Source organism: Clostridium neonatale (assembly GCF_900465025.1).
Classification (GTDB): domain Bacteria; phylum Bacillota; class Clostridia; order Clostridiales; family Clostridiaceae; genus Clostridium; species Clostridium neonatale.
Map to the genome: position 1 here is coordinate 156,677 of NZ_UICR01000002.1, position 25,806 is coordinate 182,482.

The 25,806-nt window shown below is 28.9% G+C and carries 17 protein-coding genes, 3 pseudogenes and 1 other annotated feature; of the genes and pseudogenes, 4 read left to right on the plus strand and 16 right to left on the minus strand.

The genetic code is table 11. The features are described 5' to 3' along the window. Positions 1-35 precede the first annotated feature (35 nt). Complete coding sequence (locus tag CNEONATNEC86_RS12315) at positions 36-2,519, minus strand: CoA-disulfide reductase (protein ID WP_159136124.1); 2,484 nt, start codon at positions 2,517-2,519, stop codon at positions 36-38. Positions 2,520-3,056: 537 nt separating this feature from the next. Then, positions 3,057-4,070: an AI-2E family transporter gene (locus CNEONATNEC86_RS12320; protein WP_058295488.1), complete on the minus strand. Its 1,014-nt coding sequence runs from the start codon at positions 4,068-4,070 to the stop codon at positions 3,057-3,059. A 102-nt stretch (positions 4,071-4,172) separates the two neighbouring features. On the opposite strand from CNEONATNEC86_RS12320, the gene CNEONATNEC86_RS12325 reads away from it, so the two are divergent. After that, positions 4,173-4,598, plus strand: a complete 426-nt coding sequence (locus CNEONATNEC86_RS12325) for a sodium/glutamate symporter (RefSeq protein ID WP_268259196.1) — start codon at positions 4,173-4,175, stop codon at positions 4,596-4,598. 140 nt (positions 4,599-4,738) lie between these two features. Here the strand turns inward: CNEONATNEC86_RS12325 and lysS are convergent, their stop codons facing one another. The 13 genes from lysS to CNEONATNEC86_RS12390 all read right to left on the minus strand — a co-directional run bounded on the left by lysS (position 4,739) and on the right by CNEONATNEC86_RS12390 (position 19,640). Next, positions 4,739-6,265, minus strand: a complete 1,527-nt coding sequence (gene lysS / locus CNEONATNEC86_RS12330; RefSeq protein ID WP_058295490.1) for a lysine--tRNA ligase — start codon at positions 6,263-6,265, stop codon at positions 4,739-4,741. Positions 6,266-6,341: 76 nt separating this feature from the next. Further along, positions 6,342-6,596: a binding site (T-box leader), on the minus strand. A 216-nt stretch (positions 6,597-6,812) separates the two neighbouring features. Beyond that, the gene (locus tag CNEONATNEC86_RS12335; RefSeq protein ID WP_058295491.1) at positions 6,813-8,264 is read right to left on the minus strand and encodes a leucyl aminopeptidase; all 1,452 of its coding nucleotides are present in this window, start codon (positions 8,262-8,264) and stop codon (positions 6,813-6,815) included. A 211-nt stretch (positions 8,265-8,475) separates the two neighbouring features. Beyond that, positions 8,476-9,021 (minus strand): 2'-5' RNA ligase family protein, encoded by a 546-nt coding sequence (locus tag CNEONATNEC86_RS12340; protein WP_058295492.1) that lies wholly within the window; start codon positions 9,019-9,021, stop codon positions 8,476-8,478. 73 nt (positions 9,022-9,094) lie between these two features. Further along, entirely contained in the window at positions 9,095-9,244 is a 150-nt protein-coding gene (locus tag CNEONATNEC86_RS12345; protein WP_157065780.1) for a hypothetical protein, read from the minus strand. Between the two features lie 65 nt (positions 9,245-9,309). After that, entirely contained in the window at positions 9,310-9,792 is a 483-nt protein-coding gene (locus CNEONATNEC86_RS12350; protein WP_058295493.1) for a DUF6803 family protein, read from the minus strand. Between the two features lie 237 nt (positions 9,793-10,029). Then, entirely contained in the window at positions 10,030-11,514 is a 1,485-nt protein-coding gene (locus CNEONATNEC86_RS12355) for a glycoside hydrolase family 32 protein (RefSeq protein WP_058295494.1), read from the minus strand. Positions 11,515-11,633: 119 nt separating this feature from the next. Continuing rightward, positions 11,634-13,070 (minus strand): sucrose-specific PTS transporter subunit IIBC, encoded by a 1,437-nt coding sequence (locus CNEONATNEC86_RS12360; protein ID WP_058295495.1) that lies wholly within the window; start codon positions 13,068-13,070, stop codon positions 11,634-11,636. 185 nt (positions 13,071-13,255) lie between these two features. Continuing rightward, positions 13,256-14,233 (minus strand): LacI family DNA-binding transcriptional regulator, encoded by a 978-nt coding sequence (locus CNEONATNEC86_RS12365; RefSeq protein WP_083498791.1) that lies wholly within the window; start codon positions 14,231-14,233, stop codon positions 13,256-13,258. A 193-nt stretch (positions 14,234-14,426) separates the two neighbouring features. After that, entirely contained in the window at positions 14,427-15,458 is a 1,032-nt protein-coding gene (locus CNEONATNEC86_RS12370) for an epoxyqueuosine reductase (RefSeq protein WP_058295497.1), read from the minus strand. Between the two features lie 58 nt (positions 15,459-15,516). After that, positions 15,517-16,695 (minus strand): acetyl-CoA C-acetyltransferase, encoded by a 1,179-nt coding sequence (locus tag CNEONATNEC86_RS12375; protein ID WP_058295498.1) that lies wholly within the window; start codon positions 16,693-16,695, stop codon positions 15,517-15,519. Positions 16,696-17,050: 355 nt separating this feature from the next. After that, positions 17,051-17,626, minus strand: a complete 576-nt coding sequence (locus CNEONATNEC86_RS12380; protein ID WP_058295499.1) for a TetR/AcrR family transcriptional regulator — start codon at positions 17,624-17,626, stop codon at positions 17,051-17,053. 236 nt (positions 17,627-17,862) lie between these two features. Further along, entirely contained in the window at positions 17,863-19,347 is a 1,485-nt protein-coding gene (locus tag CNEONATNEC86_RS12385) for a DUF1846 domain-containing protein (protein ID WP_058295500.1), read from the minus strand. Between the two features lie 137 nt (positions 19,348-19,484). Continuing rightward, the gene (locus tag CNEONATNEC86_RS12390) at positions 19,485-19,640 is read right to left on the minus strand and encodes a hypothetical protein (RefSeq protein ID WP_198157512.1); all 156 of its coding nucleotides are present in this window, start codon (positions 19,638-19,640) and stop codon (positions 19,485-19,487) included. Positions 19,641-20,335: 695 nt separating this feature from the next. Here CNEONATNEC86_RS12390 and CNEONATNEC86_RS12395 point away from each other — a divergent pair. Together CNEONATNEC86_RS12395 and CNEONATNEC86_RS12400 are read left to right on the plus strand one after the other, a co-directional pair. Then, positions 20,336-22,057 carry a methyl-accepting chemotaxis protein gene (locus tag CNEONATNEC86_RS12395; protein WP_058295501.1) on the plus strand — a complete coding sequence of 574 codons (1,722 nt, stop codon included), beginning with the start codon at positions 20,336-20,338 and terminating at the stop codon, positions 22,055-22,057. A gap of 116 nt (positions 22,058-22,173) precedes the next feature. Further along, positions 22,174-23,380, plus strand: a pseudogene (locus CNEONATNEC86_RS12400) (IS256 family transposase). 494 nt (positions 23,381-23,874) lie between these two features. Here CNEONATNEC86_RS12400 and CNEONATNEC86_RS22030 read toward each other — a convergent pair. Further along, positions 23,875-24,626 (minus strand): annotated as a pseudogene (locus CNEONATNEC86_RS22030) (EFR1 family ferrodoxin). 121 nt (positions 24,627-24,747) lie between these two features. Between CNEONATNEC86_RS22030 and CNEONATNEC86_RS12410 the strand changes: the two are divergent. Then, a pseudogene (locus CNEONATNEC86_RS12410) lies at positions 24,748-25,769 on the plus strand (IS6 family transposase). Positions 25,770-25,806 lie beyond the last annotated feature (37 nt).

Sequence of the window (25,806 nt, forward strand, 5' to 3'; positions counted from 1 at the left end):
AAATTTAGCTTTTTTATTTAAGATAATTTTACAAACTATACAAATAAATTTATTCCTGAATCATCAGCAGCACCTAAATAAGATGCAACGCCTCCTATTTCTACACCATCAATAAATTCTTCCTTCTTTATTCCCATAAGCTCCATGCTCATTGCACAGGCAACTATTCTTACGCCCATATTTATTGCATTGGTTATTAATGTTTCTAAATCATCAACATTATGTTTTTTCATAATCTGTTTTATCATTGCAGGTCCCATACCCATCATATTCATTTTTGATAATGGTAATTTTTCTGCATTACTTGGAAGCATTATATCGAACATCTTTTCCATTGCATCCTTCTTTACTTTTGCTTTTTCCTTCTTCTTCAATATATTTAATCCCCAGAATGTAAAGAACATTGTAACCTCTTTACCCATTGATGCTGCTCCTGTAGCTATTATAAATGAAGCAATTGCTTTATCAAAATCACCACTGAATACTACAAGTGTAGCTCCATTTTTATCTTTAGTCTGAACCTGAGCAGTTTCTTTATTCTTTGTACCTTTTTGAACTATAGCAACGAAATTCTTATTCTTTTTATCAAATTCTGATTTTAAAAGAGTATTACCTGTCTTTTCACACCATGATTTTATATCTTTAGTGAAGCCAGGATCACTTGCTTTTACTTCAAGTACTTCTCCTTCATTCATTTTATTAATTTCTTCAAATACTCTTCTTATAGGTCCAGGGCATTGAAGTCCGCATGCATTTAATGTTACATTTGCATTAATTTCACTTACATCTAAATCGTTAAGATTCATTACAGCTACCTCTTCTTTTATTTCTTCTTCTCTTTTATTGTTAAATTGATTTTTTATACTTTCCTCAGCTCTCTTTACATAAAGATAAGTTTTCATTCCTCCATCGATGTTTACTGCATTAATACCATAGGATTTTAGAATTCTGCTTGCCACATATCCTCTCTGACCAACCTGGCATGTTACATAGACATCCTTATCTTTTGGTATTTCATCTATTCTATCCCTGAGCTCTCCTAAAGGAATATTTATTGAATTCTCTAATGTTCCAGTAACAAGTTCAAATTCTTCTCTTACATCTACTATGATTGATTTATCTTTATGGAGTTCATCTATCTTATCCCATTCTATTACTTCTACTAAGCCATCAATTATATTAGCTGCATAAAATCCTAGCATATTTACTGGATCTTTTGCTGAATTATATGGTGGCGCATAACAAGGTTCAAAATCCTGCAAATCAAATACATTAAGATTTCCTTTAATTGCTGCTGCAATTACATCAATACGCTTTTCAACTTTATCCATGCCTACACCTTGTGCACCTAAGATTTTTCCGGATTTAGGATCAAACAGCATCTTAAATGCTATTGGAAAAGATCCTGGATAATATCCAGCATGAGAGCTTGGATGAATATGAATCGCTTTATAATTGATTCCTAATTTATTTAATGTTTTTTCATTGTTTCCAGTAACTGCCACTGTATAATCAAATACTTTGGCTACAGATGATCCAAGGCTTCCTTTATATGAAGATTCTCGTTTGCATATATTATCTGCAACTATTCTTCCCTGACGATTTGCTGGCCATGCAAGTGGTATCATTGCTGGCTCTTTATTTACAAAGTCTGTAACCTGAATAGCATCTCCTAATGCATATATATTATCTTTTGAAGTTTTCATATGATCATCTACTATGATTCCACCACGTTCATTAACCTTGATTCCTGCTTCTTTAGCTATTGAAGTTTCTGGTTTTACACCAATAGATAGTATTATTAGGTCTGTATCTATTTCCATACCACTTGATAGTACGACTTTTTTACCATTGTTTTTAAATTCTTTAACTCCATCATTTAAAATCAGATTAACACCATTATCTATTAATACATCATGAATAATATGTGCCATTTCTATATCAAGAGGTGCCATAACCTGTTTTCCTGCTTCCACAAGTGTAATTTCAATTCCTCTTTCATGAAGATTTTCAGCCATTTCAAGGCCAATAAATCCTCCTCCGATTACTACAGCTTTCTTCGGTCTTTCATTATCAACATAGGCCTTGATTTTATCTGTATCTGGAATGTTTCTTAATGTAAACAAGTTTTTACATTCCTGTATTCCAGGTATAGGAGGTTTTATAGGACTTGCACCTAATGATAAAACCAATACATCATAATTTTCTTCATAGACTTCATTGTTTTTAAGATTTTTTACAGTTACCTTGTTATTTTCCTTATCTATTTTTATTACTTCACTTAAATTTCTAATATCTATTTTAAATTTACTGCTCATTTCATCAACAGTCTGAACAATTAACTTTTCTCTTTCATTAATAACTTCTCCAATGTAATATGGAAGTCCACAGTTTGCAAATGATATATATTCACCTTTTTCAAACATTATTATTTCTGCATTTTCATCTAATCTTCTAAGTCTTGCTGCTGTTGACGCTCCTCCTGCAACTCCACCTACAATTATAATTTTCTTAGACATGCTATCAACTCCTTAAACTCTCGCTTATTATTTTAAAGTAAAATTTTTCTAATTTCATGTCCTAATTATAATCTGGGATTTGAAAGTTATCAGTGACATTGTCACATATAATTTATTATTTCTTTATGTGTGATAAAATTTATTATACCTTATATGTACTCCTCTATCCCAATGTATAGCTAACATATTGTTAATTTCCTGTAATCTTATTTATAAGATTTATTTGTCTGTATTCCAAAAAGGAATGCCCAAAGTTATTATTACTCTAAGCATTCCTCACTATTTTTACATTATTATAATATATAAGTTTCAATAAAGTTACTTCATATGAGCCATATATCCTTTTTGGGCTTAGGGCAGATTTTAATGAATATTCTTAATTAGAACATATATATTTTTTTAGAACATATATATTTTTAAAATATTTAATTACTACACTTAAATCGCTTTCTATCTGCATTCAATGTTATTATTTCCATTATAAAATTTATGATACGGTTCTCCATACTATAATCAAGTTATAATATTTTTATGGCTCTACTTCACATCAAGCAAATCCATAAAAAACATATATAAGGGAATAGCCAGTATCAGTCCCCATACTCCCATAAGTTTTTCTCCCATCAATAGCAAAAAAAATGTCATAAATATTGGTAAATGAGATTTGTCAGACATTAATTTTGGACTTATAACATAGCTTTCACATGCATGTATGATAATAATAAGAATTATCACTTCAATAATCTTTTTAATTCCACCAATCTGCAATGCTATAAGGCATAATGGAAACAATGATATTATTGTTCCAAAGACAGGTATTAAAGATAAAAATAATATCATAATACCAAGAGACATAATTTCAGGAAAACCTAAAAAATATAAACCTATCATTGATATAATTGAATTTATCAAAGCAACAGTTATCTGTACCTGCATGACTTTCCCAAAAGAATTCATAAATTTTTTAAATAAGTTTTTATATATTGTGTATAAAAAGGATACCTTGCTGCTATTGAACTTTCTACAATACTTTACCATAGCGTCCTTACTTAATAAAAACAATAAGCTTAAAATTAAAGAAGAAAATACTGTTATTGTTTCATCTTTAAATGTTAATATAGTTTTTAATATGTTATCTGTATTATCTTTAAAATAGTTAATAAAATATTCTGTATTTGACATCTTTAAAATATAATTGTTCATAAAATCATTATTAATCTTCATATTGTCAAGCAGTTTAAATAATTCACCATTTAATCCAAGCAATTCTTCAATTAATTTGGGAATATATATAGATCCTGCAGCAATAAATAACACAAGTATACCTGCAAGTACAATATATGTTATTATTTTTTTACTTATATTAAGCATTATTATTTTATTAACAAAATAATCTATAATTTTTTCTATCTGACACAAAATATATGAAATGATAAATGTTAATAACAACAACTCTCTAAATGGCATTAAGCATAACGCCCCTGCTATTAATATAGCCACTGCAAATATCTTTTTTGCTGCATCTGTTTTTAATAATTTCTGTATTTCCAATACATTTTCCCCCACACCTTATTCATCTTAATCTCTATCATAATATTAAATTATTTCATCACTCTAAACTTTATGTGATCTTTCATTTCTTATAAAGCTACTATGACAATTACTACGGCATTAATTCCCTTTTACTTATTCTATCATATTTTTGTTATTTTTTTAAATTATTATATATTTATATATTCTTTTTCCATTTTCAATTGTTCTATAAAGCTTTGGCATTTAATAAACTTAGCACTTCCAATGTTACTCTTACTTTTATCACAATGTATAATGATGTACATTTATGGTATCTTTGTATCATATCGATTAATGGGTAAGAATTATGATTCAGCCGTAATGGTAGCAGGTTTAACTGGGTTTGCAATGGGTTCTACATCAAATGCAATGGCCAATATGAATTCAGTTACTGAAAAATATGTATATTCAAGGACTGCATTCTTCATTGTACCAATAGTAGGATCATTATTTATAGACTTTATAAACATTGGAATTATCTATGGATTTATTAGTTTTCTTTCTTAGAGATATACATAAAATGTGGACACCTGTTCTTTCATAGTTGTATTTTCTAATACAAAAAAATTTTTCTAATATAATCTAAAAATCGTTTGACTGCAAGTGATGTTATCTTTTTATTTATCTAGTATTTCTATTTTTTGTTTTTATCTTTTAACTAAAGGAAATGCAATAACATCCTTTATTGTATTTGATCCAGTCAGAAACATTATCATTCTATCGATACCAATACCTAAGCCTCCAGTTGGTGGCATTGCTGTATCAATAGCTATAGCAAACTCTTCATCCATTGGACTTGCTGTTTCTAGGCCTCCTCTTAGTTTTTCAGCTTGGTCATGTAATAATATACGTTGTCTTAATGGATCATTTAATTCTGAATAAGCATTTCCAAGCTCTACCCCATAAGCATATGGCTCAAATCTTTCAATTAAATCTGGATTTTCCCTATGAACTTTACAAAGTGGTGATGATTCTTTTGGAAAGTCTATAACAAAAGTAGGTTGTATTAATTTCTTCTCGCTATATGCTTCAAAAAGATTTACTATTAATTCTCCTTTAGAAACTTCATTTATATTTAAACCTTCATTTTGTTCCTCAATCAAAAGAGAATTCTCTTTAATTTTATTGATAATTTCTTCTTTAGTTAAATTCTCTACATCAATACCTGTATCTTGTTTTACAAGATTACACATAGTTTCTCTTTTCCATGGGGCTTTAAAATCAATTTCTTCTTCACCATATTTTATTTTGGTAGAGCCGTTAATGGACATAAATACATATTCATATATTCCTTCCATAATTCTCATCATATCCTCATAATCCGCATAAGACATATAACATTCCATTAGAGTAAATTCTGGATAATGTGTTCTATCAATTCCTTCATTTCTAAAAGATCTTGCAAATGTATAAACTCTTTCTATTCCTCCAACAATAAGTCTTTTTAAATATAATTCTGGAGAAACATTCATATATACTTCACAGTCTAAATCATTAACAAAAGTTTTAAATGGTTTTGCTTCTCCTCCACCATATTTAGTATCAAGTACAGGAGTATCACATTCAATAAAATTCATATTATTTAAATATTCTCTAATTGCAGTAACTGCTTTAGAACGTTTTATAAATCTTTCCTTAACTTCTGAATTCATTATCATATCTAAAGATCTATGTCTTTGTTTTAAATCTGAATCCTGAATTCCATGATATTTTTCGGGAAGGGTTCTTATTGATTTAGATAACAATTCAAATTTGTTTGCTCTAATAGTTATTTCTCCAGTCTTAGTCTTAAATACATTTCCTTCTATCCCAACAATATCCCCAACATCAATTAATTTTAAAATATTATAATTTTCATTTCCAATTAATTTTTTACTAAAAAATATTTGTATATTTCCTCTTTCATCTACTATATTAGCAAAAGTTGCATTTCCCATTCTTCTAAGAAACATTATTCTTCCTGCTAAAGAAAATATCTCACCCTCATCAATAGTATCAAAATTATCACATATGTCTTTTGTATAAGTTTTTTTGCTATAATCGTAATTATAAGGATATGGATTTATTCCTAATTCATTAAGCTTATTTAGCTTTTTTATTCTTTCTGTTATAAATTCATTTGCATCTGTCATTATATTTTCTAATTCATCTAAATTTTCATATTGCTCATACATTTTTGTTACCACCTTTACTTATTTTATTGATTAATTTGATTCAAATAAAAAAACTTTCACCTCCAAGATTTCTAATCTTGAGGACGAAAGTTATAAATTCGTGGTACCACCTCAGTTTATGCATGCGTTGCCGTATACACCTCTTCAAGTACATCAAAAAACGAGATACTCTATACCTATAACGGGGTATTCCGTCACATCCTACCTCTACAAAGTAGACTCAGTGTGCAGCTCCAAGACCTTCTTCAATAAAAATCCATTGCTCCATTTCACCATGCAGAGCTCTCTGAAAATGAACTATTTTACCTACTCTTCTTTTCATTGCTTTTAATATATTTTATAATATAAGTTTGTTTTTGTAAATATAATACCTAAAAATTCTATTCTTAGTATTTATCTTCAATTAAATATTAGTATAATCACTTTCTATTCTCATATCCAATTTCAATAAATTTATAATTTACTTATGATACAATTCTTATTAATTTTATTATTTTATCAGCTTTAGTTAGATTTCCATTCATTATAATAGTTAATGGAAATTTAATTATTTAGAATGTTTGCATACATGTTTTACAACAAGTTCATATAATGTTTTAACAGGTGCTCCTGTTCCTCCCTTAGGTGTACAATCATTTCCATTATCTGTCCAAGAAGTTCCAGCAATATCTAGATGTAACCATGGCTTATCTTGTACAAACTCTTCTATAAACATACCAGCTGTAATTGTTCCAGCATTACGTCCACCAGTATTTTTTAGTTCTGCAAAGTCACCCTTATATAATTTTTTAAAGCACTTATCATTTGGAAGTCTCCAGAATTTTTCTCCGCTTCTCTTTCCTGCTACTAATAATTCATCATAAAAATCATCATTATTACTTATTACACCTGTTATTTCAGTACCAAGGGCTACTAATACTGCTCCTGTAAGTGTTGCTACATCTACTATTTTTTCTACATTTTCTTTTTCAATAATATAAGTAATAGCATCAACTAATGTTAATCTACCCTCTGCATCTGTATTTAGTACTTCTATATTCTTACCTGCCATAGACCCAATAATATCTCCTGGTTTATAGCTTCCACCTGAAATAGCATTTTCACAAGCTGCTACTACCGCTATTACATTCTTTTGTACTTTATTCTTTGCTAATGCTTGCATTGTGCCAATAACAGCTGCTGCTCCACCCATGTCACTTTTCATAGTGTCCATAGATGTTGATGGTTTAAGAGAATATCCACCTGTATCAAAAGTAAGACCCTTACCTACAAGCCCAATTTTTTCATTATTCTTAGGATTACCCATATATCTCATAACTATTAATTTTGGTTCATGAATAGATCCTTTTGCAACCTCTAAAAATGCCTTCATTCCTAATTTTTCTATTTCATTTTTATCTAATATTTCTACTTCAAATCCACTTTCTTTTCCAACTAAGGCTGCACGTTCTGCTAAAGTTTCTGGATATAATATGTTGGCAGGTTCATTTACAAGATCACGAGCTAAAATTACACCATCAATAACATTGCTAGCTTCTGCTATTTTTTCTACCATCTTTCCTGCCTTTTCCTTTGGTGCACCTAATATAGTTACATATGGATTATAGCTTTCTTTCCCTTTATTATACTTGCTAAACTTGTAGCCTGATAATTTCACACCTTCAACTATAGCTTTTGTAGTAGCACCTGTACATAACTCTTTAACTTTTATAAAGTAAATACCAAGGTTATCTACATTTAACTTTTCAGCTTGTTTCATAGCTTTAGCAATTGCATTTACAAAGTCATTTCTTTCTAGCTCTTCATATTTGCCTAATCCCACAAAAATCTCATAATTTAAATCATTAGTCGTTCTATAAAATATTTGTTCACTTTTTCCTTCAAATACTTTTTTTGACTTCAATCTTTCTAAAATCTTACTATCTGTTTGTTGATCTTCATATACAAAAGTAATAGTACATTGTAAACTATCAACATTTAAATCTTTTACTTCTATCATCTTATGTTTCTCCTTTATTAATTAATAATCATTATTATTAATTATTATAACATACTTTTAAAAATTTATTAAATGATTCGTACATATATTTTCTTTCATTTGTTTGAATTATTTTGATCTACATCTGCTAAAAAATCTCTTTAATATTATTTATACTTTTCTTTTTTATTACTGAAATAAAAAATTAATTAAATCATATATAGCTTTTATTTCATGAACTAAATATTTTTTTATTATCTAACTCCCATACAGTAATATCTTCATAAGGATTAGTCTTAGATAAAGCAATTCTTGTTACCATGCCGCTAAAAATAGTAAAGTTCTTTTCTAACTCTTGGAATGCTGCCATCAGTTCTTCCCTAGTCAGCTTTTTTGCAATAGTTGTATGGGGCATCCACTGAAATGGCATATAATATTTACTAATACATATATTTTCTACTAAAGATATACTTTCATATATACTAACTGATAAATTATGCAGATATTCATTTAAAATTGGTGCTAAAAATATAACAGATGACTTAAATAGTCCTATTGATCCCCAGTTTATTATTCCTATTTCAATATCTTTAATCCTTTTATCTAATATTTCTATGATTTTGTTTTCTTCAGCAGCTTGAAATGATGCAATAGTTATATGTGGTGGAACCTTTCTGTCAATCATAAAATTATTACCACTTTTAATTGCTACTTTATTTATAAATCCTTGTATTTTTCTTGATGCTTTATCATCAAAATATAGAGATACTAAATACATATTTTCCTCCACTCAACGAAAATTTCTTCTATAAACTTACATTATAGATAAAGGCACTAGATAATAGTCATATCTAATGCCAAACTTTTATTTCAACACTTTTGATTTTGTTAACTTGCTTTAAATCAGCATGTAAATGGGATATTAAAACTTTTGGATACTTTAGAAATCCAAATATATTTTTTAACACAAAATCAACTTTTGTGTCTAGCAAGCCTCTCATAAAATTTTACCTCACGTATTTTAATTATTTATATTATAGCCTATATACAAACAATCTTAAATAAGTTAATGCATGTTTGGCATACTACTAATAAGTTCAGGATTTATCATACCAAATATCATTGCAATATGTGAAACAACTAGAAATCCGCCAATAAGAATAAAGTGAATCTTCATCTTTTCATCAATAGTCTTATTTCTAAATATTAATCCTAATTCCATTAATGTAATTGGCAGAAGAAATATAACTCCTGCTAAATAAAATGCCACAGCTACCACGTCTATAGCTCCATGCCATCCTCCAAATTTAGTTAAGGGTATCACAACTGTTACTAATAAATAAATAAAAATACCACTGAAATATACTCCATCAAATATTCCTACAATCTTATTGAAAGTTCTTAATGTTCCACTTTTCTTTCTATCAAAGATTATGAAAAACTCTGATATTGTAAGAGCTTCTGCGCAAATTACAGGTATCGCCATAAAAATAAGTAGATTCCAAGGCTGATTATCTGCTAGTAAAGACATATAATGGGTCATGTTCATATCTATCACATCTCCTTAAAATATTACTAGTTCATTGTACAAACTTCATATGAATATTTTATGAAGAAACACAATTTATGGAAAAGATTCAAATTAGGTCTTTATATTATTTATCTAAACAAAATACTCTTGCCTACATTTTATTATAAGCAAGAGTATTCTATACTATATATTCTAAGTTAATATGGTATGCTTGGATGAAATCTTAATTATTTCTAGGCGAAATATGTAATCATTTTAAGATTTAATATCTAGTTTCCATATATTAATATCAATATCAGTTTTTCCTTCAGCAAAAAGACTGATTCCATTACTTTTTTCATCAGTAAATATTCTTGATGTAAATACTTCTTCTCCATCATTTACAAAAATTTCAACAGATGATATATCTACAAAAATTCGTAGCTTTAAGCTTTCATTTTTATAGTCGCACTTTCTTTCTCTACCATATTCTACTGCAAAATCTTTTCCTGATTTACTTCTATCTAAAACTAATTTATTATCTTTTATATCATAATAAAATACTGTTTCTTCATCTTTTCCTTTTCTTAATTTTATTCCTACACTTGTACCACTAATATTTCTAAAATCGCATTCTACTTCATACACTTTTCCATTGAATCCTTCAATGCCTACTTCTTCATTATCTAAAGCATATGATTCACTTCTTTTATTTTTCCTTAATCTTTCAAGCTCTCTTATTGGGTTTTGAATTAACTTATCACCATGTAACGTTAACTCCCTTGGTATAGTCAAGCAATGAGCCCATCCATTTTCATCGGTAGGATACTCTATTTCAGGTAATCCCATCCATCCAATTAATATATTTCTTCCATCATCACTTTTTGTAGTTTGCGGCGCATAAAAGTCAAATCCTCTATCAAGTTCTAAAAACTCTCCATGCTTAAATTCACAGTTATCAAAATTAATTTTATCTCCTACTAGATATCCCGATTGGAATATATTTTTATACTTATCCCCTTCTGGCTCTAATCCTTGAGGACAGAATATAAGAACACCTTTATCACCAAATTTTATATAATCTGGACATTCCCACATGAATCCATTACCAAAAAAGCTGCTTTTTATCTCACTTTTAAAGTTCCAATTTAATAAATCATCTGATTCATATACTACAACAGTACCAAGATTATTTTCTTTTCTTTCAGCACCTATTAAACAGTAATATTTATCATTTTCCTTAAATACTTTAGGGTCTCTGAAATTGTCAGTATATGACTCTGGAAGTTCTTCTATAAAAGGTTTCTCATTTTTTATTATTTTATTATCACTATCCATAACAGCCAAGCATTGGTAAGGGTGTCTAACCCATTCATCATTTCTTGTATTTCCTGTATAAAATAAGTGTAACTTATCATCTTTAACTATTCCACTTCCAGAAAAAGCACCATGACTTTCAAAATATTCTGTAGGAATTATTCCTACACCACAATCATTCCAATGAACTAAATCCTTTGATGATACATGATACCAATGCTTAATTCCATGAACAGGGCCTAGTGGAAACCATTGATAAAACAAATGATATTCTCCATTATAATAAGAGAATCCATTTGGATCATTTAATAACCCTGTTACAGGCTGAATATGGAACTCCTGTCTATATGGACAATTGTCAACCTTATTTTTTAACTCTTTCATTTCTTCATCTGTAGCTTCTAATATTGTTCTATATCTTTCTTTTCTTGACCATTCTTTCATTCAAATCTATCTCCTTATATTAAAATAATCACTTATAAACTAAAAAATATTTATATATTAATAGCGTAAAATAGAAGGTATTAGAATAATCTAATCCTTCTACTTTTTTATTTATTATCTTATGCTTGCTTCTTTTCATTCATAAACTTAGCTAGCATAATAGTAGAAATAACTGCAACAGCCATTGATATTACCATTCCTATTATATAGTTAACCATTGAATCTGGTCTTATTGAAATAATACCAGGCAGTCCTGCCGCTCCTGGAGCTAATGCAAGTACCTTTGTTAACATTATATACGCTGATGAAACTGCCGATCCTATCATTGCACCAAAGAATGGATAACGTAACTTTAGATTTACACCAAATATAGCCGGTTCAGTGATTCCAAGTAAAGCTGAAATACCAGAAGCTGATGCTATTCCCTTCATTTTATTATCATTTTTAAGAGTAAGTATTACTGCTAAAGCAGCTGCTCCCTGAGCAACATTTGACATTGCTGCAACTGGGAAAATAAATGATCCGCCTGTTGTTGCTATATCTGCAAGTAATTGAGTTTCAACTGCTGTAAAACTATGATGCATACCTGTTATAACTATTGGTGCATAGAAGAAACCAAATATAGCTCCACCTATTGGCCCTAATGTATCAATTAATCCTATTAACCCTGCTGTTATTCCATTACCTACTATTCTCATAACAGGTCCTATAGCTACAAATGTTAATAATCCAGTAATAAATACAGTAAATAATGGGGTTAATAAGTTATCTAAAACTGAAGGTATAATTTTATGTAATGTTTTTTCTGTTTTTGCTAACACAAAAGATGATGCTAAAACTGGAAGCACTGTTCCTTGATAACCAACCTTAAGGATAGAAAAACCTAATATATTCCAAGATGGTACAGTTCCTTCAAGAACAGCTGCTGGATAACTGTAACCATTTAATAAATCACCATGAATCATAAGCGCTCCTATACAAGCACCTAAGTATGGATTACCACCAAAAGCTTTTGTAGCTGAAAATCCTAAGAATATTGGTAAAAATGCAAATCCAGTATTAGCAAATGTATTAATCATTTCTGCTAAATCTTTAAACTGTGGATAAGCTTCAATTAAAGATTTTCCTTCTATAAATAATCCTTGTGAAGTTAATATATTATTTATACCCATTAATAATCCTGCTGCAACAAGTATTGGTAATACAGGTACAAATACATCTGCTAAAGATTTTATTAATTTTTGCAATGGATTTAATTTCTTATCTGCTTCCTTTTTTAATTCTTCTTTACTACCTTCACTTATATCTGCTAGCTTTATAAATTCCTTATAAACTTCATTAACAGTACCAGAACCTAAAATTATTTGAAACTGCCCAGAATTATTAAAATTACCTTTTACTATTGGCATTGCTTCAATTGCACTAATATTAATCGTGCTATCATCTTTAAGAACTAATCTTAATCTTGTAGCACAATGGGCTGCGCTAACTACATTATCTTTTCCCCCAATATGCTCTAAAATTTCTTCACTAATTTGCTTATAATTTTTACTCATGTTACTCTCCCTCCCATACAAAAATGTATTCTGTATGAATATGAATTTTTCTTTCGTGAAACGTTTCATTTTTCCTCGTTTAAATATTAATACGTTTTCAGATTATAGTCAAGTATTTTTTTGAAAATTAATTAGATTTCACTAAATAAATATATTTAAGTGAAATCTATTAAAACATATAATTATTATTTAGTTGTATAGCCCTTTATAAAATCTATAGGAAGAATTATTTCCTTTTTAACACTTTTCTTTTCAATAATATCTATAAGGGCATTGACAGATTCCTGTGCTATAAGTTCAATAGGCTGTCTTATTGTTGAAATTTTAAATTCATCTTTAGCACATGATCTCATTCCATCATAGCCAATAACCTGAACATCTTTTGGGATATTTATATTTAACTTTTCTAGTCTTTTAATAAAATCTAAAGCATAATTATCTGTTACAGCAAAAATCCCGTCAATTTTTATATTATCTTTAAAATTCTCTTCTATAAATTTATCTAACAAAATTTCAAATTCTTCTTGTGATCCAAATAATTCACAAGTATCATATGAAATATTTTTTGCCTCACAATATCTTATAAAACCTTCTTTTCTTTTTCTTGTTGCATTATCTATTTTAGAGCCTCTTCCTATATAGGCTAAATTCTTACATCCAGATTCAATTAATTTTTTAGCTGCTAATTTACCGCCGTTAAAATTATCACTAGAAATATATGTAATGTTATTTGAAAAATACCTATCAATACTTACAAATGCAATATTATCAGAAACATATTCATCTATATTATTATAAGTTATTGCAATAATTCCATCCATCTTGTTTTGCTTAGCCATTAATATATACTCAATTTCACTTTCTTTATTCTTTTCAGAATTACAAAGAATCATTTTCATTCCTACTTTTCTTAAGCATTTCTCTATGTTATAAGCTAATTCACTAAAAAAAGGATTCCATATTGTTGGCAAAATTACTGCAATAGTATTAGTCCTGTTAGTTTTTAAACCTCTAGCATAAATATTAGGTTCATATTTCAATTTTTTTATAGCATTTTCCACTAAAACTTTAGTTTCTGGTTTAACAGCTATATTATTTATAACTTTAGAAACAGTACCAACTGCTACTCCTGCTTCTTTTGCAACATCTTTAATTGTCGCCATACTCATATACTCTCCTGCTTTTTTTCTTATAATTTTAACATATTATCACTTTTAATTAAATACTATTGATAATTAATATTCTAATGCTTTCATTAGCTTTCGATAACAAATTTAATTCATCAATTTCACTTTCATAACCATTAATTTTTTTAAAATATATTACTTTAATAATGTTCATCCTCTTATCAGGAAATCATTGTAAGGAAAGTTCATCACAAATTGAGCAAGCCATTTCACGTACTTTATTATTTTCATTATTGCATGCATTTATAATAAGTGATTTATAACTTTCCTTATAGTTATTACGCATATAGCATAATACATCTACCTTCCATTTCCAAAGATCATCTGCTGATAAATAGAAAAATTTAGGTTGAACTTTATTACGATAAAAATCTTCTTCCATATTTAAAATATTCTCTGGGATTAATGAAGGAACTAATTCCTCAAGTCCAGAGAATTCTTCCTCGTCCTTCCATTTTCCTTTGTTCATAGGGCATGCATCTTGACAAATATCACAACCATAAATGCAATTTCCAAATGTTTTGCTTAACGGCTCATGTGGTAAATCTCGTCCACCAAAAGTTGTCAGAAAAGAAATACATTCTGTAGGTGACATAGTATATGGATCAGAAAGAGATTTTGTAGGACACGATGCTATGCAGCGATTACATGACTTTGGACACTCTACAACATTATTTGTTTCCTTTAACTCCATTTCTCTATCAGTTACCCATGCTTCAAGATGAACCCACGAACCAGACTCTGTGTATAAAAAGTTATTTCTACGAATAATACCAAGTCCCGCTTGCAAAGCTGCCCATCGCATCCCAACCACTCCAAATTTTTGGTTTGTCTCTACCTTTAATCCCAGTTCCTGCATATATTTTTCCAATGCACGATTATTCTGATATTCTTTTGTATTTTCATCCACACGTGTATCAAATAAATAAGCCTTAGCTATGAGCCCATTTAGCATCTCTGGAACTTTGTATTTTCCATATGCTACTGTAAGCACCACCACAGATTTTGCCCATGGATATATTTCTCTAAATTTAGCCAAACGCTGCTGATTTTCATAGAACATCTTTGATTTTGGAATTTTTTCAATACGTTCATTAAATTTTTCTGTATATCCATCCATTAAACCAATTGGAATAATACCACCTTTCTCATATCCCAATTCATAAGCCTTTTTTTGAATCATTTGCTCAATGGTATCCATATTGAACACCTCCTTTGATAAATTTAATTAAATAAATCTATTGTCACTACAGTATTCCCTATTCTCTTTCAACTACTAGAGCTGTTCCCTGGCCTCCACCAATGCATAGTGTCGCAAGTCCTTTCTTTGCATTCCTTTTTTCCATAGCGTATAGTAATGTTACTAAAATACGTGCACCCGATGCACCTATAGGATGTCCAAGTGCTATAGCTCCACCATTAACATTAACTTTACTCATATCTAAATTTAAATCTCTAGTTACTGCTATGCTTTGAGATGCATATGCCTCATTAGCTTCAATTAAATCTAAATCTTCAGGTTTTAAATTAATTTTATCTAAGGCTGCTTTAGTTGCATAAAAGGCACCATATCCCATTATTGCTGGGTCTAATCCAGCTGATCCATAAGAACTAATTTTAGCAAGTGGCTTTATTCCTAGAGATTTAGCTTTATCAGCACTCATTATTACTAATGCTGCTGCTCCATCATTTAAACCAGATGCATTTCCTGCTGTAACTGTACCATTTTCTTTAAGAATAGGTTTAAGTTTTTTTAGAGCTTCAATAGTATTACCAAACCTAGGAAATTCATCTTGTGCAAATACTATTTCACCTTTTTTAGTATTTATTACTACAGGAACTATTTCATCTTTAAATTCACCATTTTTAATGGCTTTTTCAGCTTTTTGCTGTGATAGAAGTGAAAATTCATCCTGCTCTTCTCTTGTTATATTCCATTTTTCTGCAACATTTTCTGCGGTTACTCCCATATGATATTCGTTGAAAGCATCCCATAAACCATCTTTTATCATTTCATCAACTAGTTCTCCATTTCCCATTCTCTGTCCCCATCTTGCATTCTTTAATAAAAATGGTGCACTAGACATGTTTTCCATACCACCTACTACAATAGCGTCTGCATATCCAGCTTTTATTATTTGAGCTGCTAAACTTACAGATCTTAATCCTGAACCACAAACCTTATTAATTGTAAATGCAGGAATTTCTACAGGTAATCCTGCTTTTACAGCTGCTTGTCTTGCTGGGTTTTGTCCTAATCCTGCTTGAAGTACATTTCCAAAAATAACCTCATCAACTTCCTCATGCTTTATATTTGCTCTTCTAACTGCTTCTTTTATTACTATAGATCCTAAATCTGTTGCAGGTACATCTTTTAAAGTTTTTCCATACGCTCCTATTGCAGTTCTTACTGCACTTACTATTACAACATCTCTCATATTTTTTAACCTCCTAAAATATAATTAATTTTCTAGTCTTTATACTAGATATAAATGACCTATAGAATTTAGTTCAGCACATATTATAAAAGCATTATCCAATCATATTATTAGTATTTCATAACCTTCATTGACATCTCTCAATCAATCTCTATTTTTTAGAACGATCATTCAATTAAATGTATAGGTATTCCTCTGCTTCCATAAAACAAACATGCTATCTAGCCATATTATAAGTGTTCAAAACAGGTTTACTTTTTTGTACTTCCTTAACTCTATGAATTTATTATATATTTTCTTGAACAACCAGTCAAGTATTTTTAAAAAAACAACAATTCACATTTTAGAATTGTTGTTAATCTAATATAGATAAAGTTGCTTCTATAATATTTTCAAATACTTTTCGATCGTTAAGTGTTTTTCCTAAAACTCTGATTCCTGTCCATGAATTCAAAAAATATTGAGCTAACATTGTAGCGTCCTTGTTCGCTCCTATTTCTCCTGTTTCTTGGCCTTGCAATAATAGTTCATAAAAAAGAGTTTCAATGTTCTTATAGTGCTCTATAGATCTTGTTTTTGCTTCATCATCACATGCTGAAAGCTCTACTGCCATATTAACAAATAGACATCCATGTTTACGAAACCTTTCATTATCAATAATCATATAAAATAAATTCTTTATAATTTCTTTTATGGATGATCCTTGTATTAATTGTTTTTTTATATTTCTCTCAACAATTTGTTGATAGCGTTTTACAGCTTCCATATACAGTTTATGCTTATCACCAAAAGTATCATATAAACTTTTCCGATGGATCCCCATAACATCTAAAAGGTCCTGAATCGAAGTTTTTTCATATCCATTGCTCCAAAACAATTCCATAGCCTGTATTAGTGCTTTATCTGTATCAAACTCTTTACTACGTCCCATTTTAGTCCTCCAAAAAATAATTATATATAAGAACTTTAAATATATCTTATAAAATTTCTCTGATTATATTGATTTAATAAAATTAGTATACAAATTCTATACTGCCTAGTCAAATATTTTATTTACTGATGATAAATAAGCCATTCTTATGTGATTTACTTATTTTGCACCAAATTATATCACATAGTGAATGGCTTATAGATAATTATGCATTTATAATTATCATATACTACATTTTAGTTTTTATGATACTTTTTATTTGATTCATACTTAGGTTCACAAGTTAAATGAACACCAAGTCTCTTAAATGTCTGCTCATCTACAGATGAAAGAATTACTGATGAATGTACATCACAGTTCTTTAATTTAGAAACCTGAGCTAAAGCAAGCTTTGCATCACTACTTGTAGCAGCACTTATTGAAAGTGCAATTAAAACTTCTTCTATATGAAGTCTAGGATTTTTACTGCCAAGGCAAGATGTCTTTAAATACTGTATTGGTTCAATTGCAGATGGTGATATTATTTTTGTACTATGATCTATTCCAGCAAGCTTCTTTAATGCATTTAAAACCATGGCAGCAGATGCACCTAAAAGTTCGCCTGTTTTTCCTGTGATTATTTCACCATCTTCAAGCTCTATTGCAACGGCTGGATTATTTGTAATTTTTTCACGCTCTAGTGCCATATTCACTACTTTTCTATCATATTTAGAAATGCCCATCTGCTTTAATAGTAATTCAAGTTTATAAACAGCATTTTTTGCATCTTTACCACGCTTTACATCACAAAGAGCAGTGTAATATCTTCTTATTATTTCCTGTTTTGAGGCTTGACAACATACTTCATTGTCAATTATGCAGTTTCCTACCATATTTACACCCATATCTGTTGGAGACTTATATGGACTTTCGCCTAAAATCTGTTCAAATATTGCATTAAGTACTGGGAATACTTCAATGTCACGATTGTAGTTAACAGTTGTTTTATTATATGCTTCTAAATGGAATGGATCAATCATATTAACATCATTTAAATCTGCAGTAGCTGCTTCATAAGCAATATTTACAGGATGCTTTAGTGGAAGATTCCATACAGGGAATGTTTCAAACTTAGCATATCCAGCCTTTACTCCCCTTTTATGTTCATGATAAAGCTGTGAAAGACATGCTGCCATTTTTCCACTTCCTGGACCTGGAGCTGTAACAACAACTAATGGACGAGTTGTTTCTATATAATCATTTTTTCCATAACCTTCATCACTTACTATAAGCTCTATATTTGATGGATAATCTTCTATTTTGTAAAGTATGTACGATTTAACATTTAATTCTTTTAAACGCGATCTGAATTTATCAGCTGCAACTTGACCACTGTATTGTGTAATAACTACACTTCCAACCATGAGTCCAACACTTGCATAAGCATCAATAAGACGAAGAACGTCTGAATCATATGTTATTCCAAGGTCCCCTCTTACCTTATTTTGTTCAATTGCTTCTGCGCTTATTGCAATTACTATTTCTGCTGAATCTTTTAAATTAAGAAGCATTTTTAGTTTACTGTCGGGCTTAAACCCTGGAAGAACTCTAGATGCATGATAATCATCAAAAAGCTTTCCTCCAAATTCCAAATATAGCTTGTCACCAAATTTTGCGATACGCTCTTTAATATGCTGTGACTGCATCTCTAAATACTTATTATTATCAAAACCAATTTTCATAAAAGGCTCCTTTTCTATAAAATGAATAATCATTTCTGTATATTTTATATGAAAAATTTCTATGAAACATATTATCATTTTGATGAATAATTTTCAACTAAAATTATTATATTTAGTTACAAATTATTCATATTTTTTTAATAAATCACTATATTTATAAAAAGACATGAGGAATGGTAAACTAAATCTAATTTTACTATTAAGGCTACTTTTTTACCATTCTTTCTTAAAAATCCTGCTAATGCTTTACCACCTTTTCCAAATCCAATAATAATTCCATCATATCTATTCATAATTTATCTTTCCATTACTACTTACTTTCAACTTTTAATATATGTTTAACATTTCAAATTTGCAGTAACGCTATGAATTAATCTCACTATTACTAAAAAATTATTATTTAAAATATCTTAAAATGTTTTTTAAATAATGTCTTTTAATCCTTCACTTTCAAATTCCTTTTCATTAAATATGCTTTACCATTTTTAAATTCTCCCAACTTTTGAGTTGTTATTTCTAACTTGCCTTTATTATAATCACTAAAATCTATGTGAACAATTAATCACTTTTTATTAACTACTTTGTAGTTGTCTAAAACCTAATTAGTATTTTAAATTGCATTTTTTTGAAGTCTATAATATTTACCATATAAAATCAAATGTTATTTTCATGCTTTATTCCCTAGGTATTCTTTTGACACTTCTATAACTTTTATTTCAAACTAAATCTGGATTTTATCATGTTTCTTTTTATTTAGATTTTAATTCTTTGTTCATATATCCTTACTTTATTTAAATACTTAAACAACTTTTACCATAAATAGCGCATTTATCTATAATTATATCTTTTTCCTCTTTAATATTTATATTTCTACATAAACTATATTACCAAATCAGCTATTATATGGTATTATATAATAATTAATATTTAACTATAAATTATTGACTATTCCAATAAAATTTAGACAAGCATACTAGGAGGATATTAAATGAAAAAAAAATCTAAAGAAAATTTAATTTTTAAATTTTTCGAAAAACAAATTAAAGACAAAAATATTAATCAAAAACTAAAAATTACATTTGTTTCTATTATGGCACTATTCATATTAGCAGTTATTTCATCCTTTATTGCATTACAAATTGTTGGGAATAAAATCAAGACATTTTATGAACATCCATTTAATGAAGTATCTTTACAATTGGAAATAAGAAAAGATACACAAGTGTTTGTAAAAAATGTTCTATTAGCAATAACAACAGATGATGAAACCAAGACTAAAGAATATGTTTCAGAAGCAAATAAATATAGTGAAAATGTTTCTAATAATATTGAAAAGTTAGAAAAAATTTTTTCTAATGAAGAGCTCATATCACAGTTAAAAGAAGATAGAGGAGATCTATTAGTCATAAAAAATAAATTGATTGAATTAGCAGCTGAAAACAAAAATGCTGAGGCCCTTAAACTTTATAATTCAGACTATGAAAAATCACTTGATAAGCTCCAAAATACATTAATTGAAATTGGAAATGAAGCAGAAAATAACGCAGTAAATACGTATAATGATTCTGTAAAAATAAAAAATTTAGCATTTATAATATTAATTTTAATTTCAACTATTAGTATAATAGCTTGCATTTATATGGCTCTTGTTTTAGTAAAACTTCTTACAGAACCAATTCTTGAGTTAGAAAATGCTGCAAAAAAATTAGAAAATGGATCACTTGATATTAATATTGAATATAAATCAAAAGATGAATTAGGAATTCTAGCAAACAGCTTCCGCAAAACATGTTCTTTCTTAAAAACTATAATTTTAGATATTAACAACATATTAGAAGAATTATCTAATGGTCACTTTAATATTACAAGCTCTTGCACTGATCAATACATAGGTGATTTTACAAGCACTAAAGATTCACTCGAAAAAATCGTAAAATCTTTAAATGAAACATTCTATGAGATAAAAGAAGCAACAATACAAGTAAAAGGTGGTTCAGAACAAGTTGCGCAGACATCTCAAACAATCTCAGAAGGAGCAACAGAACAAGCAAGTGCAATAGAAGAGTTAACTGCATCAATGGGTGAAATTACTGAAAAGGTAAAAAATTCAACTGGTCATGCTAAAAAAACAAATCAAATTGTAAATGAATTAGGTCTTCATATAAAAGAAAGCAATGAAAAAATGACTGAAATGGTAACTGCAATGGATGAAATAGAAGATTCTTCTAAGAACATTAAAGAAATAATAAATACTATAGATAGTATAGCAAAACAGACAAATCTTTTAGCTCTCAATGCAGCAATAGAAGCTGCGAGAGCTGGAGAAGCTGGAAAAGGATTTGCTGTAGTTGCAGAAGAAGTAAAAAAACTTGCAGAAGAAAGCTCACAGGCAGTCAAAGATACGGCAGAATTAATTGAAAGCTCAATAAAATCAGTGAATAATGGAAAAGAAATTGCAGATACAACAGCAGTTTCATTGGAAGATGTTGTTGAACATACTAAGGAAGCTGTACAATTAGTTGATAATATAACTAAATTATCAGAAGAACAGGCCATATCTATAGAACAAATAAATGGAGGAATAGATCAAATAGCTGATGTAGTACAGTCAAATTCAGCAATAGCAGAAGAAAGTGCAGCAGCAAGCGAAGAATTATCTGCTCAAGCAGAAACTTTGGAAGTTATGATTAGTAAATTTAAATTAAAATAATATCTTTGATAAATTAATAAAAGGCTCTGTAAAAAATTTTGTGTAAACTTAATAAAAATAACTCTTTCTTGGCAATAATTGAGATAACAAATTGTTACAAGAAGGAGTTTTTTTATATGGGAAATATGTCGAAAGAATTATTAAGAGAATACATCAAAGAACAGAATTCCAGTAGCATTGGTAGGTTTAAAAGAAATGTTTAGGGATGTATTGCAAGAATCATTAGAAGCTGAAATGGATGAAGCTTTAGGATATGGAAAATATAATAATATGGATAAAAATAATGATAATAGCCGAAATGGATATTCAAAAAAGACTGTAAAAACAGAACTTGGTCCTGTGCAGATTAATATACCAAGAGATAGAAATGGTGATTTTGAGCCTAAAATTGTGCCAAAGCATCAACGTTCCGTTAATGGAATCGAAGATAAAATCCTAGGTCTTTATGCAACTGGAATGACAACTAGAGACATTTCAGAACAGATAAAAGAATTATATGGTGTTGATATAAGTGCAGAAACTGTGTCAAACATAACAAATAGAATATTGCCATTGGTTTCAGAATGGCAAAATAGACCACTAGAAAAGACATATTCATTTATATTTATGGATGCTATACACTATAAAGTAAGAGAAGATAAACAAATTATAGTTAAAGCTGCTTATGTTGTAATAGGGGTAAATATGGATGGTGAAAAAGAAGTTTTAGGAATATGGATAGGTGCTAATGAAAGTAGTAAGTTTTGGTTATCTGTGTTAAATGACCTTAAAAATAGAGGTATTCAAGATGTTCTAATATTCTGTGTTGATGGCTTAAACAGCTTCAAAGAAGCTATCGGAGCTGCTTTTCCTTTTGCTAAAATACAAAGATGTATAATCCATCAGATAAGATTTAGTATGAAGTATATTCCTTATAAAGACAGAAAAGCCTTTATAGCTGACTTAAAAGGAATATATAGAGCTGTTAATGAGGAAGTTGCTATGGATAAATTGCTATCATTAAAGGAAAAATGGTCGAGTAAATATCCAAATGCAGTTAAAAGCTGGGAAGATAATTGGGATAATTTAAGTACATTCTTTGCGTTTTCTGATAACATAAGAAAGATAATCTATACAACTAATACTATAGAAAGCTTGAATAGCCAATTCAGAAAGGTAACAAAGACAAAACTAATATTTCCTAATGACGATAGTTTACTAAAAATGCTCTATTTAGCCGTTGAGCATGTAGCTAAGAAATGGACCAGAAGCTATTCAGATTGGGACCTAGTGATTAATCAATTAAAAATAGTTTTTAGTGATACACTTTCAAAAGATGCATAACAAAAGGACTCTAAAGTTAAGAATACTTAACTAATAAAGTCCCAATAAATATTTGCCCTATTGCATATTATCGCCATATTTTGGTTATAATATACAATATGAGTAATAGAAACAATATTGCATATTACTACAATTTCAGACGAAATTGTTTAATAAATTTTAAGTTAAAAATTTCGATTATTTTTAAGAAAAAGTTAGGAATACACAAAATTATTTACACCCTCTAATAAAATAAATAATAGTCATCATATATAGAAAGTTTTCTTACATATTAATTAATTCTAATTATTCATAAAAAAATAGCTTATAATGCAAAAAATTATATTCCATTTTTAAGGGAAATCGAGAATGATTTCCCTTTATTCATATTTTGTAAACTATATTAAATTATCGAAATAAATATAGCATACTAACTTACAACGTTAATTCAATATAATAATCACTATTCTAATAAGGTTTATTAAAAAACTTTCTCTATACAAATAGATCTTATATTATAATTTAACATTTGGATTTAAATATCTCTTTCTCTTTTCTGTCTTTCCAGCATAATTTATTGCTTCGCTTGAACAGCTCTGAATACATGCTAAACACAATTCACATTTATGATTCCAGACAGGCTTTCCTTCATTTATTGTTATATTATTTACTGGACATCTTTTTACGCATAAACCACAGCTTATACACTTATTATTTACAGTGAAATTTCTATCTGCTTCATGAAAATTTGCAACATCTTTATAAAAATGATTTGTGAATACACGGTCAATAATCAAATGGCTTTTTTCAATATCACTCTTTTTTCTATTCCTTACAAGGCTTGATATATTCTTAACCTTTTTCTCTTCTTTTTCAAACATTTTTTCTGAGTTTGTTTACTTTGTGCACCATAACCTATAATATAATTTCCAGGCATATTAATTAAAAATCCACCTGATAATATTCTATTTTTATCTTTCAAAATATCTTCGCACTGGTCAAGTGCCCTTCCTGGAGCTCCTCCATAATTAGCAATAGCATATATAAATGTATCATTTGAAACATTTAATTTGTTTAAAAAATCACAAATTATTAAAGGCAGTCCCAAGTTATATACTGGAAATACAATTCCTAATGTATCTGAATTTATATTTTCTCCAGAATATTCAGCTATCTTATGTGTTGTACAATCACCCAGCTCATTACTTAAATTCTCTGCTATCTGCAAACTATTTCCTGTTCCTGTAAAGTAATATATATTATTCATATGAACTCTCCCAATAATTAATTACGTTCTGTTAAGTTATATGAACATTTCTCTTCTCAATTGAAGTGAATACAATAAGTTTGTCTAAAACTAAATATTCCCCCTTGAAAGGAGAAGAACAATTAACAAAACAAAAATTAAATTTCCTCGCTGTCACTCTGACCAACTATATAAGTTTGACTTAGATAAGCAGGCTAATCAAAAATATCAATGTAAGAACTGTAAGAGGCAATTTGCTCCTAACTACATCAGTAACCGAGTTGCAAAAAGCTATCCTAAATGTCCAAAGTGTAGCAAAGCAACATACCTACACCACACTTATAAATATTATAATCGTTATAAATGTGGTAATAGAAAATGTAACCATATAATAGTACAACACCATAATTTAAATATTAATAATGCGTCTAGTCAAAATATAACCGGCACCCTTTCTATGAAATGAATGCGATTTCTATTACATGCTATACTCACAGCTTTAACCTTTTATTTTTTAATAATACATCCACAAGAGCTATTTCACACTTTCTATATACAACAGCAAGTATAAAAGTTTCTCATGTAACAATATTCAGTTGTCACATAAATTTACGCCTTTTTTCGAACAAAAAGCTGATTCATTTAAATCACAATTAAATTTGCAATCTGACGATTTGCACGCTGATGAAACAGTTGTATTTATAAATGGTGAACGTTATTATTTGTGATTGGCTATCAATTCAGAAACTCGTTTTATATTGGCATTTCACTTAACGAAATCACGCAGTGAAGATTCTGCTTTCACATTAATTAATGAAGCAAAAAAGTTTGGTGAACCTAGTAATTTTATAACTGATAGATTACCTTCATATAATCAAGCTGTAGCCAAAGTATTACCCAATACTAAACATATTCCTGTAGCACCAATGTCTAGCGATACGAATAACAATCTTATAGAGTCTTTTAATAAAACATATAAAGCTTGTTATAAAGCTAAAAAAGGATTTAATTCATTTGAAAAAGCAAATAACTTAATATACTTATTTATCTTTCATTATAACTTTATAAGACCTCATGGATCTCTAAACAGCCATACTCCAGCTGAAGTTGCCGGCTTCGCTAGCAATAGCAAGTCTAAAAAAATCATGGTTTGTTGCCGCTTAAATTAATTAATCAATATCTTTGATTAACCTGCAAAAAA